Origin of the sequence: Burkholderia sp. BE17 (assembly GCF_009362305.1) — a bacterium.
Classification (GTDB): Bacteria; Pseudomonadota; Gammaproteobacteria; order Burkholderiales; family Burkholderiaceae; genus Burkholderia; species Burkholderia pyrrocinia_C.
This window is the reverse complement of the sequence record NZ_WHNU01000008.1, coordinates 109429-125801: the sequence shown is the minus strand read 5'-3', so window position 1 is coordinate 125801 and position 16373 is coordinate 109429. Positions and strand designations below refer to the sequence as shown.

Genomic DNA, 16373 nt, shown 5'->3' with positions numbered 1-16373 from the left:
CGCGGTGCGCAAAAAAAACGCGTGGCGACCGAGGTCGCCACGCGTTGCATGCCCGAGCGTATTGCCGCCCGGTTCGGGCGGCACGCCGCGTCTATCGTCAGAAGTCGAACCCCGGCCCGCCCGCGCCCGGGCCGCCCGGCACCGCGGCCGGCACCGCATCCTTCGGTGCTTCGAACACGGTTGCATCGGTCGTCAGCAGCAGCCCGGCGACCGACGCCGCGTTCTGCAGCGCCGTGCGCGTGACCTTGGTCGGATCGAGCACGCCCGATTCGACGAGATCGCCGTACTCGCCCGTCTGCGCGTTGTACCCGAAGTTGCCCGAGCCTTCCGCGACCTTCGCGACGACGACGCTCGCTTCCTCGCCCGCGTTCGCGACGATCTGGCGCAGCGGTTCCTCGAGCGCGCGCAGCACGATCTTGATGCCCGCATCCTGGTCGGCGTTCCCGCCCTTCAGCTCGCGGATCGCCTGACGCACGCGGATCAGCGCGACACCGCCGCCGGGCACGATGCCTTCCTCGACGGCCGCACGCGTCGCGTGCAGCGCGTCGTCGACGCGATCCTTCTTCTCCTTCACCTCGATCTCGGTCGCACCGCCGACCTTGATTACCGCAACCCCGCCCGCGAGCTTCGCGACCCGTTCTTGCAGCTTCTCGCGGTCGTAGTCCGACGTCGCTTCTTCGATCTGCACGCGGATCTGCTTCACGCGCGCTTCGATGTTCTTCGCATCGCCCGCACCGTCGATCACGGTCGTGTTTTCCTTGCCGACCTCGATGCGCTTTGCCTGGCCGAGTTCGGCGAGCGTCGCCTTCTCGAGCGTCAGGCCCGTTTCCTCGGCGATGACCTGCCCGCCGGTAAGGATCGCGATGTCCTCGAGCAGCGCCTTGCGGCGATCGCCGAAGCCCGGCGCCTTGACCGCGACCGTCTTCAGGATCCCGCGGATGTTGTTCACGACGAGCGTCGCAAGCGCTTCGCCTTCGACGTCCTCCGCGATGATCAGCAGCGGCCGGCCCGATTTCGCGACCTGTTCGAGCACCGGCAGCAGGTCGCGGATGTTCGAGATCTTCTTGTCGTGCAGCAGGATGTACGGGTTCTCGATCTCGGCGATCTGCTTGTCGGGATTGTTGATGAAGTACGGCGACAGGTAGCCTCGATCGAACTGCAGCCCTTCAACGACGTCGAGCTCGTCGGCGAGCGACTTGCCGTCCTCGACGGTGATCACGCCTTCCTTGCCGACGCGGTCGATCGCCTCGGCGATGCGCTGGCCGATCGATTCCTCGCCGTTCGCCGAGATCGTCGCGACCTGCGCGATTTCCTTGCTCGTGGTGGTCGGCCTGCTGATCTTCTTCAGCTCATCGACGGCCGATGCGACGGCCTTGTCGATGCCGCGCTTCAGGTCGAGCGGGTTGAGCCCGGCCGCGACGTATTTCTGGCCTTCGCGCACGATCGCCTGCGCGAGCACGGTGGCGGTTGTCGTGCCGTCGCCGGCCGCGTCGCTGGTGCGCGACGCGACTTCCTTCACGAGCTGCGCGCCGATGTTCTGCAGCTTGTCCGCGAGTTCGATTTCCTTCGCGACCGACACGCCGTCCTTCGTGACGACGGGCGCGCCGAAGCTGCGTTCGAGCACGACGTTGCGGCCTTTCGGCCCGAGCGTGACCTTCACAGCGTTCGCGAGAATGTTCACGCCTTCGGTTAGCTTCGACCGTGCGACGTCGCTGAAAATGATTTCCTTGGCTGCCATGATTGCGCTCCGTTATTGATTGACGACCGCGACGATGTCTTCCTCGCGCAGCACGAGAAACTCGTTGCCGCCCACCTTGACGGCTTGCCCCGCGTACTTGCCGAACAGCACGCGTTCGCCCACCTGCAGGTCGGGCACGATGCGCTGGCCGTCCGTGTCCTTGCGGCCGGGGCCGACGGCGATCACTTCGCCCTGGTCGGGCTTCTCCGCGGCGCTGTCGGGGATCACGATGCCCGACGCGGTGGTGGTTTCCTGATCGAGTCGCTTCACGATCACGCGATCGTGCAAGGGGCGTAGGCTCATTTTTTCGTCCTGTGCTGTTCTGTCGAAATTGGTCGGCACTCTTCATCAGAGAGTGCTGACGAGTATAGAAACGCACGACGACGCGATCCAATAACGGATTCGGAAAAGCATTTGCGCGGATGCGCTATGGACGGGAGACGGGCAGGGCGGAGGTCAGATCAGCAGCGATACCGTCCTGAACAGCGCAAGATCTTCCTTGCGCGCGGATCGCGCATGCTTGCGGATCACGTACAGCAGGCAGTCGATGAAGCAGCGTGCGGCGGCGCTCAGCGTGCTGCTGCGGCGCGTGACGATCCCGAGGTCGCGCGGCTCGAACGTCTCCTTCAGCGGCAACGGCCGCATCCGTTCGCCGAACGGCGGCACGGCCGCGAGTATCGTCGGGCACCACGTGCACATGTCGGCCTGCTCGAGCATCGTCTGCAGCATCGCGACCGACTGCGCCCGCACGATGCGCCGTTCGTCGATCCGTGCGCCGTGGCGCGTGAACAGGTAGTCGACGAGCGCGGCCTGGCCGTCGGCCGCGAAATTCAGCACCCAGTCGGTGTCGAGCAGGTCGTGGATCGATCGTGCGCGTTCGCGTGGATGGCCGGCGCGCACCATGACCGAGGTCTCGTAGCGCAGCATCGGTTCGAACGCGAATTCCTGCGTGCCGCCTGGTTGCACGTGTCCGAGCGCGAAGTCCATGCTGCCGTCGCGCAGCAGCGGCTGCGCGACGGCCATCAGCGCTTCGTAGAGTTCGAGGCGCACGTCGGGCATCCGCTCGCGAAAACGCAGCACGGCTTCCGCGAGGAACGTCATCGTGAGCCACGGCGTGACGCCGATGCTCAGCCGGCCCTCGACGCGGCCGCGCATGCGTTCGAGATCGCTCTGCGCGTGCTCGAGCTGCTTCAGCACGAGCTTCGCGTGCGTGAGCAGCGTCTTGCCGTATTCGGTGAAACCGATGCCTTCCGGCGCACGCACGAGCAACGGCAGGCGCTCGCTCGCCTCCAGCTCGCGCAGCGCGCGCGTGACGGCCGCCTGCGACAGACCGAGCGTGCGCGCCGCGCCGCGGATGCTGCCGGCCTCCGCGCTCGCGACGAGCGCCTGCAACTGATGCAGCTTGATGTTGCTCATGGTGCGATACCCGACAACGAAAGGTTGTCATCATAACGAAACAGCGGCTGGTCGCAGGGATTTTCGCTGCATACGATTCGGCCACGATCGGTCATCCGGGCGATCGACAACCGGAACGTATCCAGGAGAATCGGGGTTGGACCAGAAACATATTCATCCGGAAATAGCGGCCATCGAGACGGAGATGATTGCGCTGCGCCACCGGTTGCACGCGCATCCCGAACTCGGCTTCGAGGAACACGCGACCAGTGATCTCGTCGCCGACTGCCTGACAACGTGGGGTTATCGGGTGACGCGCGGGCTCGGCGGCACGGGCGTGGTCGGCACGCTGACGCGCGGCGCCGGGAAACGGCTCGGGTTGCGCGCGGACATGGATGCTCTGCCGATCCGCGAGACGACCGGGCTGCCGCATGCGAGCCGGCGCGACGGCGTGATGCACGCGTGCGGCCACGATGGCCACACGGCAATGCTGCTTGCGGCGGCGCGCTGTCTTGCCGGGCGTGCGCGCTTCGCAGGTACGTTGAACCTGATTTTCCAGCCGGCCGAGGAAGGGCTCGGCGGCGCGAAGCGGATGCTCGACGACGGCTTGTTCACGCAGTTTCCGTGCGATGCGGTGTTCGCGATGCATAACGTGCCGGGCCTGCCGGCCGGCGTGCTCGGCTTCTGCGACGGCGCGGCGATGGCGTCGGCCGACGAGGTGCGCGTGCGCGTGATCGGGCGCGGCGGGCACGGCGCCGCGCCGCACACGACGATCGATCCGGTGGTCGTGTGCGCGTCGATCGTGATGGCGCTGCAGACGGTCGTGTCGCGCAACGTGAATCCGCAGGAACTGGCGATCGTCACGGCCGGCTCGATTCATGCGGGCACCGCATCGAACGTGATCCCGCCGCATGCGGACCTCGAGCTCAGCGTGCGCGCACTGTCGCCGGACGTGCGCGCGCTGCTGGAGCGACGCATCCGCGAGATCGTGGATGGGCAGGCCGCGAGTTTTGGCGCGACGGCCGAGATCGACTATCGATACGGCTATCCGGTGCTCGTCAATCACGCGGCGGAAACGGCGTTCGCGCGCGACGTGGCCCGCGAATGGGGTGGTGACGCGGCGCTGATTCCGAATCTGCCGCCGATCGCGGCGAGCGAGGATTTTGCATTCATGCTCGAGGCGTGTCCGGGCAGCTACCTGTCGATCGGCAACGGCGACGGTGCGGCCGGATGCGGGCTGCACAACCCCGGCTACGACTTCAACGATGCTTGCCTGGCGACGGGGGCGAGCTACTGGACCGCACTCGCGGAGCGTTACCTCGCGTGACGGGGCGGCACGATTTCGATTCACGATTTACACAAGGAGACTGTCAATGAAACAGTGGATGGCGGCGCTCGCGGTAGCGCTGGCGGCAGGATCGGCGCATGCCGGCGACTGGACGGGCAAGGAGATCCGGCTCGCGGTCGATCCGACTTACCCGCCGCTCGAATACAAGCTTCCCGACGGCACGTTGACGGGCTTCGGGATCGACATCACGAACGCGTTGTGCGCGGAGCTGCACGCGCGCTGCGTGTGGGTCGAGTCGAGCTTCGACGGGATGATTCCGGGGCTGCTTGCGCGCAAGTTCGACGTGATTGCGTCGTCGATGACGATCACGCCGAAGCGGATGCAGCAGATCGCATTCACGAACCGCATCTCGAACGCGCCGGCTCGGCTGATCGCGCACAAGGGCTCGCCGCTACTGCCGACGCCTGAATCGCTGAGGGGAAAACGCGTGGGCGTCGAGCAGGGCTCCGCGCAGGCCGACTACGCAGTTGCGAACTGGCAGCCGGCCGGCGTGCAGATCGTGTCGTACCAGAACCAGGATCAGGTGTACGCCGATCTCGTGACGGGGCGGCTAGACGCGGCGTTCCAGGCTTCGATCGCGGCCAGCGACGGTTTCCTGAAGAAACCGCAGGGCAAGGACTTCATGTTCGCCGGCGCGCCGATCGACGACGCGAAGTACTTCGGGCAGGGCGACGGCCTCGGGTTGCGCAAGCAGGACAACGACCTGCGCGACGCGTTCAACCGCGCGCTCACAGCGATTCTCGCGAACGGCACGTATCAGCGGATCAACCGCAAGTATTTCGACTTCGACATCTACGGCGCGAAGTAAGCGGCAGCGCACGGAACGTGCGCGATCGACCATAAATAAATAAGGATTACGGATGAACTGGAGATCGATTCTTGTCGCGATTCCGGCGCTGTGCGCAGCGCCCGCGTTCGCGCAAGGCAGCGTGACGTTATATGGCCTCGTCGACGCGGGCATCGACTATACGAACAACGTCGGCGGCCATGGTGCGTGGCAGATGGCGAGCGGCTTCGCGCAGGGCAGCCGCTGGGGGCTGAAGGGCACGGAGGATCTCGGCGGCGGCTACAGCGCGCTGTTCCAGATCGAGAGCGGCTTCAACGTGAACAGCGGCACGCTTGCGCAGGGTGGCCGCATGTTCGGGCGTCAGGCCTACGTTGGGCTCGGCAGCACGCGCTTCGGCACGCTGACGCTCGGCCGGCAATACGATTCGGTCGTCGACTATCTCGCGCCGACGACCGCGAACGGGAGCTGGGGCGTCTATCCGTTCTCGCACCCGCTCGATAACGACAACACCGGCAACACGTTCCGCACGAACAATACCGTGAAGTACGCGAGCCCGGATTTCTCCGGCTTCTCGTTCGGCGGCACCTACAGCTTCAGCAACGACACGGGTTTCGCGAACAACCGGGTATGGAGCGTCGGCGCGCAGTACGAGCTGGGCGGCTTGCTCGTCGGCGCGGCATTCCTGAACGCGGACAACTCGGGCGCGACGTCGGGCGGCGCGATCGCGGGTTCGGGGTCGGTCGGCGCCGATGCGAACTTCGCATCCGCACGGCAGCGAATCTTCGGGGCGGGCATCAACTACACAGCAGGGCCCGCGACGGTCGGATTCGCATACACGAACAGCAACGTCACGCGGCCGACCGCGAACGTCGGTTACCTGTTCGGCGACGAGACGATCGAGCCCGTGACGGGGCCGCTTGCGGGCGGCGCGGTGACGTCGATCAAGTATCGGAACTTCGAAGTGAACGGCAAGTACCAGTTCACGCCGGCGTTGTTCGTCGGCGCGCAATACGTGTACACGACGGTGCGCTACGACGCGACGACGGGCGCCGCGAAGCCGAAGATCCATTCGATCGGGCTGATGGCCGACTACAATCTGTCGAAGCGCACGGATGTGTATCTGATGGGTGCGTACCAGCGGATCGCAGGAGACGCGACCGGCTCGTCGCTCGATCAGGCGTATATCCCGGGCGCGGCCGATCTGTCGTCGACGTCGAAGCAGTTGATGGTGCACGCGGGGATCCGGCACAGGTTCTGATGGAACCTGCCGGAAAGAAGGCGGCGGCTCGCCGCCTTCATCCATCACGAAGCGACGCGAATCACGACCTTGCCGAAATGCTGCCCCGACTGCAGGTACGCATACGCTTGCGGCGCTTCGTCGAAGCCGAACACGCGATCGACTACCGGCTTGATCCGCTTCGCATCGACGAACCGCACGACGTCGTCGAGCACCGCGCGGCTGCCGACCATGATCCCGTGCAGCCGGCGGATCCCTCCGATCAGCGACAACGGCGCGAGCTTCGGCCCGTCGAAGCCGCTGACGCCGCCGATCACCGACACGAGCCCGCCCAGCTTCGTCGCGGCGACCGAGCGCGGCAGCGTGTCGTGTCCGCCGACTTCCAGGACGAGATCCGCGCCCGCGCCGCCGGTGAGCCGCAGCACTTCGTGCTCCCACTCGGGCGTCGCGCGATAGTTGATCGTTGCGTCCGCACCGAGTGCGCGGGCGCGTTCGAGCTTCGCGTCGCTCGACGACGTGACGATCGTGCGCAGCCCGGCGGCCTGCGCGAGTTGCAGCGCGATGATCGATACGCCGCCCGTGCCGAGCAGCACGACGGTCGCGCCCGGCCCCAGTCCGCCATCGACGAACAGCGCGTTCCACGCTGTGACGCCCGCGCACGACAGCGTCGCCGCTTCGTCGTAGTCGAGATGCGCGGGAATCGCGACCAGCGCGGCTTCGTCGGACACGAAGTGTTCGGCCAGCACGCCGTCGAATTGTGCGCCGGGCGAACCCGAGACTTTGTGCGGCGTCGGCGGCCCGTCGATCCAGCGCGGGAAATACGTGTTGATCACGCGATCGCCCGGCTTGAAGCGCGTGACGTCGCGGCCGGTTTCGACCACTTCGCCGGCGCCGTCGGCGACCGGGATCAGCGCGTCGGTGCCGATACCGAGATAGTCGCCGCGCGCGAACATCAGGTCGCGATAGTTCAGCGCGGCCGAATGGATCTTGACGACGACATCGGTCGGCCCGACCGGCCGCAGCGTCGCGTCGATGCGCCGGAGCCCGGCAATGCCGTCGCCCGGTTTGATTTGCCATGCATGCATGTCGACTCCTTTTTCGAGATGGTCCGGACTATCATAGTGTTGCGCGGGCGGACGCATTGGCGAGAATTCGGCCAACGATTGTCGCCAGCACGGACACAACCCTGTCATCGCATCGGAGCGGAACGGCATGGATGAACGGTTGAGAGGCGTCGCCGAATTTGTCGACGTGGTGGAATCGGGCAGCTTCGCGGCAGCGGCGCTACGCCTCGGCATGACGCGCTCGGCCGTCGCGAAGATCGTCGCGCGGCTCGAACTCCGTCTCGGCGCGCGGCTGCTGCAGCGCACGACTCGCCAGCTCGGCCTGACCGACGAAGGGCTCGTCTATTACGAGCAATGCAGGCGGCTGCTCGCCGAACTCGGCGAGACGGAGGCCGCGCTCGACGCGGGCCGCCGCGAACCGGCCGGGCGCGTGCGCGTCAGCGTGCCCGTGCTGTTCGGGCGGCAGTGCGTGGCGCCCGTCGTGCGGCGCCTCGTCGAGCGCCACCCGCGGCTCGAAATCGACATGTCGTTCAGCGATCGCGTGGCCGACCTCGTCAACGACGGTTTCGACCTGGCGGTGCGCATCGGCGAGCTGGCCGATACGAACGCGCTGGTCGGCCGGAAGCTCGGCGTGCAGCGCATGGGCATCTGCGCGTCGCCCGCGTATCTCGCGCGGCATGGCTGGCCGTCAGGGCTCGACGAGCTTGCGTCGCACGTTGGCATCGCGTATTCGCGCGGCGGACAGCCGACGCCGTGGCGGATCATCGGCGCCGACGGCGCGGTGCACGACCATCGCGCGGCCGGCCGGCTGCGGTTAGACGACCTGCAGGCGATCGCCGACGCGGCTGCCGCCGGCGCGGGCCTTGCGTGGCTGCCGTGCTGGCTGATGGCGCCGTACGTGCGTGACGGCCGCCTCGCGCTCGTGATGGACAGCAACAGCGTGTCGGGCGCCGAGGTGTTCGCGGTGCGGCCGGCGGCGCGTCACGTGCCGTCGAAGGTGCGCGTCGTCGTCGATGCGCTGGTCGACGAGATTCCGCACATGCTGGCGTCCGACGACGCGAACGGCGAGCACGGATGACGGCGACCGATCGTCCGACGGCGACCGCACGCATTTCTCATTGCTGCTGCACAATCGGCCGGAGCACGCGCACGCCGGGTGACCACAGGCGTGTCGCGCCGTTTCCTCCGGATTCCTCGTCAAGGGCACACCCCATGTCATCCCGCACTTATCTCGTCACCGGCGCGTCGCGCGGCATCGGCCTCGCGATCAGCACCATGCTCGTCCGGCGCGGCCATCGCGTCGTCGGCCTCGCACGGCATGTGCAGGGCATCGACTTTCCCGGCGAATTGCTGGCGTGCGATCTCGCCGATATCGACCAGACCGCCGCGACGCTCGCGCGGATCGGCGAGCGCCACGACGTCGACGGCATCGTCAACAATGCGGGCATCGCACTGCCGCAACCGCTCGGAAAGATCGATTTCCAGTCGCTGCAAACCGTGTTCGATCTCAACGTGCGGGCCGCGATCCAGGTCACGCAGCACTTTGCCGACGCGATGAAGGCGCGCGGCCACGGACGCATCGTCAACATCTGCAGCCGCGCGATTTTCGGCAGCCTCGACCGCACCGCGTATTCCGCCGCGAAGAGTGCGCTCGTCGGCTGCACGCGTACGTGGGCGCTCGAACTGGCCGAACACGGCGTGACCGTCAACGCGGTGGCGCCCGGCCCGATCGAGACGGAACTGTTCCGCCAGACGCGGCCGGTCGGCAGCGAAGCCGAGCGCAAGGTGCTCGCGACGATTCCGGCGCGACGGCTCGGCACGGCCGACGATGTCGCGGCCGCGACCGTGTTCTTTCTATCCGACGAAGCCGGTTTCGTCACCGGGCAGGTGCTGTCGGTGGACGGCGGCGGCAGCCTCGGCGGGCGCAGTTGACACATCGCGGCGCGGCCCGCGCCAAACGGCCTGCATCGGGCCCGCATCGCATATTCCCGCACCCCGTTAGCATGTGACGAATCCGACTTTGGGCGCCGCGCGCGCGACGCTAAGATCGCCGATCCCGTAGATCGAGCGTCAACAAGAATGAAAAAGTCCGCGTCGCCGTTGCATGCTTTCCGTTTCCGTGTCGTCTGCGCCGCGATCGCCGGCGCGTTGTCGCTCGCATCGTGCGGCGGCGTCGACAGCGCTTCGCCGCCTCCGCAGGCCAATACAACACCGCCGCAGGCCGCGAAACGCCCGAACATCCTGTACATCATGGCCGACGATCTCGGCTATTCCGACATCCATGCATTCGGCGGCGAGATCAACACGCCGAACCTCGACGCGCTCGTCGCGTCGGGCCGCATCCTGTCGAACCATCACACCGGCACCGTCTGCGCGATCACGCGTGCGATGCTGGTGTCCGGCACCGATCACCATCTCGTCGGCGAAGGCACGATGGGCGTGCCGACCGACGAGCGGCGCGGACTGCCCGGCTACGAGGGCTACCTGAACGACCGCGCGCTGTCGTTCGCACAACTGCTGAAAGACGCCGGCTACCACACGTATATCGCGGGCAAATGGCACATCGGCTCGGGGATCGTCGGCAGTGCGACGGGCAGCGGGCAGACGCCCGACCAGTGGGGCTTCGAGCGCAGCTACGTGCTGCTCGGCGGCGCGGCGACCAACCACTTCGCGCACGAGGCGGCCGGCTCGTCGAACTACACGGAGGACGGCCGCTACGTGCAGCCTGGCCAGCCCGGGCAGCCGGGCGGCACGGGCGGCAGCCCGGCCGTGTTCTATTCGACCGATTTCTATACGCAGAAGCTGATCTCGTACATCGATGCGAACAAGCAGGACGGCAAGCCGTTCTTCGCGTACGCAGCCTACACGTCGCCGCACTGGCCGCTGCAGGTGCCCGAACCGTGGCTGCACAAGTACGCGGGCGTCTACGACGCCGGCTACGACGCGATCCGCAACGCGCGGATCGCGCGGCAGAAAGCGCTCGGCCTGATTCCCGCCGACTTCAAGCCGTTCGACGGCGTGCCTGAAACGACGGCGGCGTCGCCCGCGACCGCGAACAACGGCACCGCGAGCGCGAAATACATCAGCGCGGTGCATTCGGCCGCGGACGGCTACAGCGACTACGGCACCGGCAAGGTCGACAAGCTGTGGTCGAGCCTGTCGCCGGCCGAGCGCCGTGCGCAGGCGCGCTACATGGAGATCTACGCGGGGATGGTCGAGAACCTCGACTACAACATCGGCCTGCTGATCCAGCACTTGAAGGACATCGGCGAATACGACAACACGTTCATCATGTTCCAGTCGGACAACGGCGCGGAAGGCTGGCCGATCGATTCCGGGGCGGACCCGACGGCGACCGACACCGCGAATGCGCAGGAGCCGACCTATTCGGCGCTCGGCACCGACAACGGCAAGCAGAACGCGCAGCGCCTGCAGTACGGGCTGCGCTGGGCCGAAGTGAGCGCGTCGCCGTTCCGGCTCACGAAGGGCTATTCGGCCGAAGGCGGCGTATCGACGCCGACGATCGTGCGCCTGCCCGGCCAGTCGCAGCAGTTGCCGACGCTGCGCGCGTTCACGCACGTGACCGACAACACGGCGACCTTCCTCGCGATCGCGGGCGTCACGCCGCCGTCGCAGCCGGCGCCGCCGCTCGTCAACACGCTGACGGGCGTCGACCAGAACAAGGACAAGGTGATCTACAACAACCGCTACGTGTATCCGGTCACGGGCCGGTCGCTGCTGCCGGTGCTCACCGGCTCGGCGACGGGCGAGGTGCATACGGCGCCGTTCGGCGACGAAGCGTACGGCCGCGCGTACCTGCGCAGCGCCGACGGTCGCTGGAAGGCGCTGTGGACCGAGCCGCCGCTCGGGCCGCTCGACGGTCACTGGCAGCTGTACGACCTCGCGTCGGATCGAGGCGAGACGACCGACGTGTCGGCGCAGAACCCGTCGGTGATCGGCACGCTCGTCGAGCAGTGGAAGACCTACATGAGCAACGTCGGCGGCGTCGAGCCGCTGCGTCCGCGCGGTTATTACTGAGCGGCCCAGACCTGTCGCTTCGTTCCAGGCCCGCCAGCAGATTTCCTTCGGCGCGGAAAACCTGGAGCGGGCGGGCGTTTTCTTGAAAGGACGACACGATGCGGTTCCGGTTTCGGTTCTGGACGATCGGCACGGCGCTCGTCGCCACACTGTTCGCCACTGCATTCGCGGCGGGCTATGCGAATCCGGTAGCACCGGCAGGCGGCGCATTCGACGACGCGAATCGCGGCCGCGCGCTCGCGCCGCTCGGCTCGGAGCGACAGTGCGAGCGCTATTCGGGGCTGCCGGCCAAGTGGCGCGACGACCCCAAGGCCGGGATGGTGCATCTGCGCGGCGGCGCGTTCGTGTTCGGCAGCACGCGCGGTTATGCGGACGAGCGTCCGGCCGGCGATGGCCGCACGCGCGTCGGCGGCTTCTGGATCGACCAGACCGACGTGACGATCGCGCAGTTCGCCGCCTTCGTGCGGGCGACCGGCTACGTGACCGAGGCCGAGCAGCAGGGCGGCGCGGCGGTGTTCCATGTGCCGACGCGCGACGAGATGAATGCGCGCGACCTCGCATGGTGGTCGTGGGTGAAGGGTGCGTCGTGGCGTCATCCGCGCGGGCCCGGCAGCGGCGTCGACGGGCTCGGCAACCTGCCCGTCACGCTCGTCACGCAGCGCGATGCGCTCGCCTATGCGCGCTGGCTCGGCCGCGATCTGCCGACCGAGGCCGAATGGGAATACGCGGGCAAGGCCGGCCGTGACGACGCGTCGCTCGACGCGTCGCCGCGCGATGCGCAGGGCAAGCCGGCCGCGAACTACTGGCAGGGCGCGTTCCCGGTGCTCGATACGGCCGAGGACGGTCACGCGGGTCTCGCGCCCGTCGGTTGTTATGCGGCGAACGGCTTCCGCCTCTACGACATGATCGGCAACGCCTGGGAATGGACGAAGGACGCGTACACGGGCCCGCACCAGCCGCACACCAACGGCGACACGGCGGCCGTCGCGCCGTCGACGCGCCGGCACGATACGCCGATGGTCATCAAGGGCGGGTCGTTCCTGTGTTCGCGCGATTACTGCGTGCGCTATCGCGCGTCGTCGCGCGAACAGCAGGAAGCCGATCTCGGTGCGTCGCACATCGGCTTTCGCACGATCCTGAGGGATGCGTCATGAGGAAGGCTATCGTGCGATCCGCCTCCGTATGGCTGCTGGCCGCGTGCGGTCTCGTGCATCAGGGATCGGCCGTCGCGGCCGAATCGGCTGCCCCGGCCGTGCGCGTCGGCGTGACGCGCGGCGTGCATGCGCAGATCCTGGACGAAGTGAAGCGGGTCGCCGCTGCACGTGGGTTGGGCGTCGACGTCGTCGAATTCGACGACGCGTCGCGCATCGACGTGGCGCTCGCCGACGGCCGGATCGACGCGGCCAGCTTCGAGGATGCGCAACAGCTTGCCGCGACACGCGCGCGGAAACGCTACGCGCTGACCGAAGTCGCGCCGACCGTCACGCTGCCGATGGCGCTTTATTCGCGCAAGCTGCAAAACCTGAACGAATTGCAGCCCGGCGCGACGGTCGCGATTCCCGCCGATCCGCGCGGGATGGCGCGCGCGCTCGTGCTGCTGCAGAACGACACGCTGGTGACGCTGCGCGAGCAGGCCGGCCTGCATGCGACGCTGCGCGACGTGACCGGTAACCGGCTCGGTCTGAAACTCGTCGCGCTGCGCCGCGATCGCCTTTACGCCGCGCTCGACACGGCCGCGTTCGTTGCAATCGACAGCGACGATGCCGCCCGCGTCGGGCTGCAGCCCGCACGCGACAGCATCAGCCTCGAGGATGCGCGTTCGCCGTATGCGAACGTGCTGACGGTGCGCAACGCGGATCGCGCGAAACCGTGGGTCGCGCAACTCGTTGCCGCGTATCACTCGGACGACGTGGCGCGCTTCATCCTCACGCGCTATCAGGATTCGGTGCGGCGGCCGTGGTAGACACGTACCTGCTCGCGTGCAATGCATGCGGACGCTGCTGCAACAGCGCGCCGACGCTGTCGCTGCGCGAACTGTTCCGGCATCGGCACCGCTTCGTCGGCGCGCTGACGATCCGTCGCGTGCCTAAGCCGCGAATCGGCGAGCGCTGGCGTGCGGGCGGGCGCGAGCATGCATTCGACGCGGACGATGTTGCGGCCTCCGAAGTGCTGGCGGAGCGGTTGTTCCATCGCATCGGCGGTGCGAATGGCGAATGGGTCGTGCTGACGCTGCAGGGTTACGACTATCCGTCGCTTGGCCGCTGCGCGGCGCTCGCCGACGACGGCCGCTGCGGCGTGCACGCGGAGAAGCCGTCGATCTGCGGCGCGGTACCGCTCGATCCGATGTTGCCTGACCGGTTGCAGTCGCGCGTGCTTGCTGCACGGCGCGACGATACGGCATGGCTTGGCGCGAACTGCATTGTCGAGGCGGGCGACGAACGGCCTGCCGTCGAACCCTTGTTTCCGGTTCCACTGGTGACGGCCGGGCAAGTCGCGGATCGCGTGGCCCTCGACGCATATCGCGACGCACTCGCGTTCGAGCGTGCGGTGTGGCGCGATGCCGTGTTCACGTCGCTGGTCGGTGGCGGGCAGCACGTACGCGATGCGTTGTCGCGGGTCGCGACGGGCGGCTACCTGACCGTGTCGATCGTGCCCGTCCTGTTGGCCGTCGCGTCGGTCTCCGCGCATTGCCGCGCGCTGTGCCTCGACTTCATCGACGCGCAACTCGCATTGATCGGCGCGAACGTCGAAGCGGCGCTCGCGCGCCGGCGTGCCGACGACCGGCCCGCGACACGCGAGTTGCGCGGCTTTGCACAGGCGCTGGAACGTGCGCGGCATGCGCTTGCGGCGATGCCGGAGCCCGCGGCCGGAACGCGTGAAGACGCGCCACGCATCGACGCATGGCTCGACGACCGGCTCGACGCCGATCCGCTCGCCGCGTAACGATCGCGGCGCCGCCGCGCGCGCCTTACACTTGGCGCTCTTTCAATCGTTTCCGACGGAGCGGGCATGTACGCGTCGACCTTCATTTTTCGTGCCGGGCAATACGACGACGAATTCCACCGGCTCGACCGGCAGATCGCCGACATGGCGCGCGCGACACCCGGCTATCTCGGCGAGGAGGCGTGGGAGAACACCGAAGCGGGGCTGATCCAGAACGTCTACTACTGGGAATCGGAAGCGGCGCTGCAGCAATTGATGCAGCATCCGGCGCATCTCGAAGCGAAGGCGAAGCAGGCGCGCTGGCTCGACGGCTATCGCGTCGTGATCTCGAAGGTGCTCCGCGAGTACGGCGACGGCAAGCTGACGCAGCCGCATGCGGGGCAATCCGCGTGACTGGCCGCCAGATCAATTTATTTCGTATTAGGAATAAATAACAAAGAAGCCGCGCGCGGCGGCCTGCATGCGCGTGCGGGCTTCCGCGGCATCGCGTGCTATCAATTCTTCATCAAGCATGGCCGAGATGGCGGGGCTTCGCGTCGTCAGTCTGTCCACAAAGGAGGCGCGATCGCCAGGTTCGGCGGCCATGCCTTCGAACGTTGCCGCGGCACACGTTCAGTCGGTTCGTTGCGTTTCGCCGCCTTTCGGCGCAGCTTGCGCCGAGCGTTTCCGGATCGGGAACATTGCATTCCGGATCGACGCCTGCGCGTCGATGACCTCGCGGCGACCGGCCGTGCCGGTCCGCACCGCCTAAAGCGCCTCAACCAACCGCCGCGTACTCTTCTCGCAGTACTCATGACACGCAGCCCGCGCTGCAATCGACGCGCCGTGCACGAACCGCGGCGCGTCCGCGCGCCGCGACATCGACACGACGATCGACGGCGGCGACGGCTGCAGCGGCAGCTCGACAACCTCACCACTCTCGATCAACGCATCCACGAACAGTACCGGAATCGCGGCGACGCCGAAGCCGTCGCGCACGAGCTGCACGATCACCGAGATCGACGGCGACCCGGTGATGCGCGTGTCCGACAGCGGCACGCCATGCGCATGCGCAAGGGTACGGACAATGTCCTCGAGCGCGCGGTGGGGCGCGGTGCCGCGCCCGTAGGTCAGGATCGGCTGGCGCAGCACCTGCCGCGCGAGGCCCGTGCGCGTGTTCGGCAACAGCCCGGCGCGCGCGATCCAGCGCACCGGATAGTTCGCGAGCGCGTCGCAGACGACCGACGCCTCGTCGCTGCCCTCGACGCGGATGATCAGGTCGAGCTCGCCGGCCATCAGCCGGCGCTGCAGCACGACGCTCACGTCGACGGTCAGGTCGATCTCGAGCTGCGGATAGTCGGCCGCGAGGCGGCGCATATAGTGCGGCAGCCAGCTATGCACGACCGTCTCGATCACGCCGAGCCGCAGCTTGCCGCGCAGCGCGCTCTCGCCGGACGCGGCGGCCTGCAGCTCCTGCGTCGCCTCGACCACGGCTTTCGCATAGCCGAGCAGGTACTCGCCGTTCGGCGTGAGCCGGAATTCGCGGCTGTCGCGGTCGACGAGCACGGTCTGCAATTCGTCCTCGAGCGCCTTCAGGCGCTGCGAGATCGCGGCCGGCGTCGCGTGCAGCGCGGCGGCGGTCGTGCGGAAGTTGCGCAGCTTCGCGAGCGTGACGAAGGTTTCGAGAAAACGCGTGTTCATGGCGGTCGGCAAGACATTGGGCGCGCAGCTTGCCCCGCTGAAAAAATGAACGGGACCGGGGGAAACCCGAAGATACGTTAAGAAATTCTATACACGCGGCGCAAAAAAACTCGTTGGCGACAAAATTTTTTCTTTCCTATTCT

16 protein-coding genes are annotated in these 16373 nt (G+C 67.3%); 10 read left to right on the top strand and 6 right to left on the bottom strand.

Features of this window, described 5'->3' with window-relative positions:
* Positions 1–97 precede the first annotated feature (97 nt).
* The 3 genes from groL to GD429_RS09560 form a co-directional block, all read right to left on the bottom strand.
* A complete protein-coding gene (gene groL, locus GD429_RS09570; protein ID WP_152856709.1) occupies positions 98–1738 on the bottom strand; it encodes a chaperonin GroEL in 1641 nt (546 codons plus the stop codon).
* Between the two features lie 12 nt (positions 1739–1750).
* Positions 1751–2041 (bottom strand): co-chaperone GroES, encoded by a 291-nt coding sequence (locus tag GD429_RS09565; protein WP_152856708.1) that lies wholly within the window; start codon positions 2039–2041, stop codon positions 1751–1753.
* A 153-nt stretch (positions 2042–2194) separates the two neighbouring features.
* On the bottom strand, positions 2195–3154 hold the full coding sequence (locus tag GD429_RS09560) for a LysR substrate-binding domain-containing protein (protein ID WP_152856707.1): 960 nt from the start codon (positions 3152–3154) through the stop codon (positions 2195–2197).
* A gap of 184 nt (positions 3155–3338) precedes the next feature.
* On the opposite strand from GD429_RS09560, the gene GD429_RS09555 reads away from it, so the two are divergent.
* Genes GD429_RS09555 through GD429_RS09545 form a run of 3 tightly spaced genes read left to right on the top strand, consistent with a single transcriptional unit; the run spans position 3339 to position 6526 of the window.
* Positions 3339–4460 carry a M20 aminoacylase family protein gene (locus GD429_RS09555; protein WP_152856759.1) on the top strand — a complete coding sequence of 374 codons (1122 nt, stop codon included), beginning with the start codon at positions 3339–3341 and terminating at the stop codon, positions 4458–4460.
* Between the two features lie 46 nt (positions 4461–4506).
* On the top strand, positions 4507–5289 hold the full coding sequence (locus GD429_RS09550; protein WP_152856706.1) for an ABC transporter substrate-binding protein: 783 nt from the start codon (positions 4507–4509) through the stop codon (positions 5287–5289).
* 52 nt (positions 5290–5341) lie between these two features.
* Positions 5342–6526: a porin gene (locus tag GD429_RS09545; RefSeq protein ID WP_152856705.1), complete on the top strand. Its 1185-nt coding sequence runs from the start codon at positions 5342–5344 to the stop codon at positions 6524–6526.
* A 44-nt stretch (positions 6527–6570) separates the two neighbouring features.
* On the opposite strand, the gene GD429_RS09540 is transcribed toward GD429_RS09545, so the two are convergent.
* Entirely contained in the window at positions 6571–7590 is a 1020-nt protein-coding gene (locus tag GD429_RS09540; protein ID WP_152856704.1) for a zinc-dependent alcohol dehydrogenase family protein, read from the bottom strand.
* Positions 7591–7717: 127 nt separating this feature from the next.
* Between GD429_RS09540 and GD429_RS09535 the strand changes: the two genes are divergently transcribed.
* The 7 genes from GD429_RS09535 to GD429_RS09505 all read left to right on the top strand — a co-directional run bounded on the left by GD429_RS09535 (position 7718) and on the right by GD429_RS09505 (position 14943).
* Positions 7718–8647, top strand: a complete 930-nt coding sequence (locus GD429_RS09535) for a LysR substrate-binding domain-containing protein (RefSeq protein WP_152856703.1) — start codon at positions 7718–7720, stop codon at positions 8645–8647.
* Positions 8648–8781: 134 nt separating this feature from the next.
* Positions 8782–9501 carry an SDR family oxidoreductase gene (locus tag GD429_RS09530; RefSeq protein ID WP_152856702.1) on the top strand — a complete coding sequence of 240 codons (720 nt, stop codon included), beginning with the start codon at positions 8782–8784 and terminating at the stop codon, positions 9499–9501.
* 147 nt (positions 9502–9648) lie between these two features.
* Positions 9649–11607, top strand: coding sequence for an arylsulfatase (locus GD429_RS09525; RefSeq protein ID WP_152856701.1), 1959 nt, complete (start codon positions 9649–9651; stop codon positions 11605–11607).
* Between the two features lie 98 nt (positions 11608–11705).
* Positions 11706–12761, top strand: a complete 1056-nt coding sequence (locus GD429_RS09520; protein ID WP_152856700.1) for a formylglycine-generating enzyme family protein — start codon at positions 11706–11708, stop codon at positions 12759–12761.
* Entirely contained in the window at positions 12758–13570 is an 813-nt protein-coding gene (locus tag GD429_RS09515) for a MetQ/NlpA family lipoprotein (protein WP_152856699.1), read from the top strand. The genes GD429_RS09520 and GD429_RS09515 overlap by 4 nt, the downstream gene beginning before the upstream one ends.
* Positions 13564–14550 (top strand): YkgJ family cysteine cluster protein, encoded by a 987-nt coding sequence (locus tag GD429_RS09510; protein ID WP_321574495.1) that lies wholly within the window; start codon positions 13564–13566, stop codon positions 14548–14550. Before GD429_RS09515 ends, GD429_RS09510 begins: the two co-directional genes overlap by 7 nt.
* Before the next feature lie 66 nt (positions 14551–14616).
* Positions 14617–14943 carry an antibiotic biosynthesis monooxygenase family protein gene (locus GD429_RS09505; RefSeq protein ID WP_152856698.1) on the top strand — a complete coding sequence of 109 codons (327 nt, stop codon included), beginning with the start codon at positions 14617–14619 and terminating at the stop codon, positions 14941–14943.
* Between the two features lie 27 nt (positions 14944–14970).
* Here the strand turns inward: GD429_RS09505 and GD429_RS40375 are convergent, their stop codons facing one another.
* On the bottom strand, positions 14971–15135 hold the full coding sequence (locus tag GD429_RS40375) for a hypothetical protein (RefSeq protein WP_193727085.1): 165 nt from the start codon (positions 15133–15135) through the stop codon (positions 14971–14973).
* A gap of 162 nt (positions 15136–15297) precedes the next feature.
* On the bottom strand, positions 15298–16230 hold the full coding sequence (locus tag GD429_RS09500; RefSeq protein ID WP_065502871.1) for a LysR family transcriptional regulator: 933 nt from the start codon (positions 16228–16230) through the stop codon (positions 15298–15300).
* Between the last annotated feature and the right edge of the window lie 143 nt (positions 16231–16373).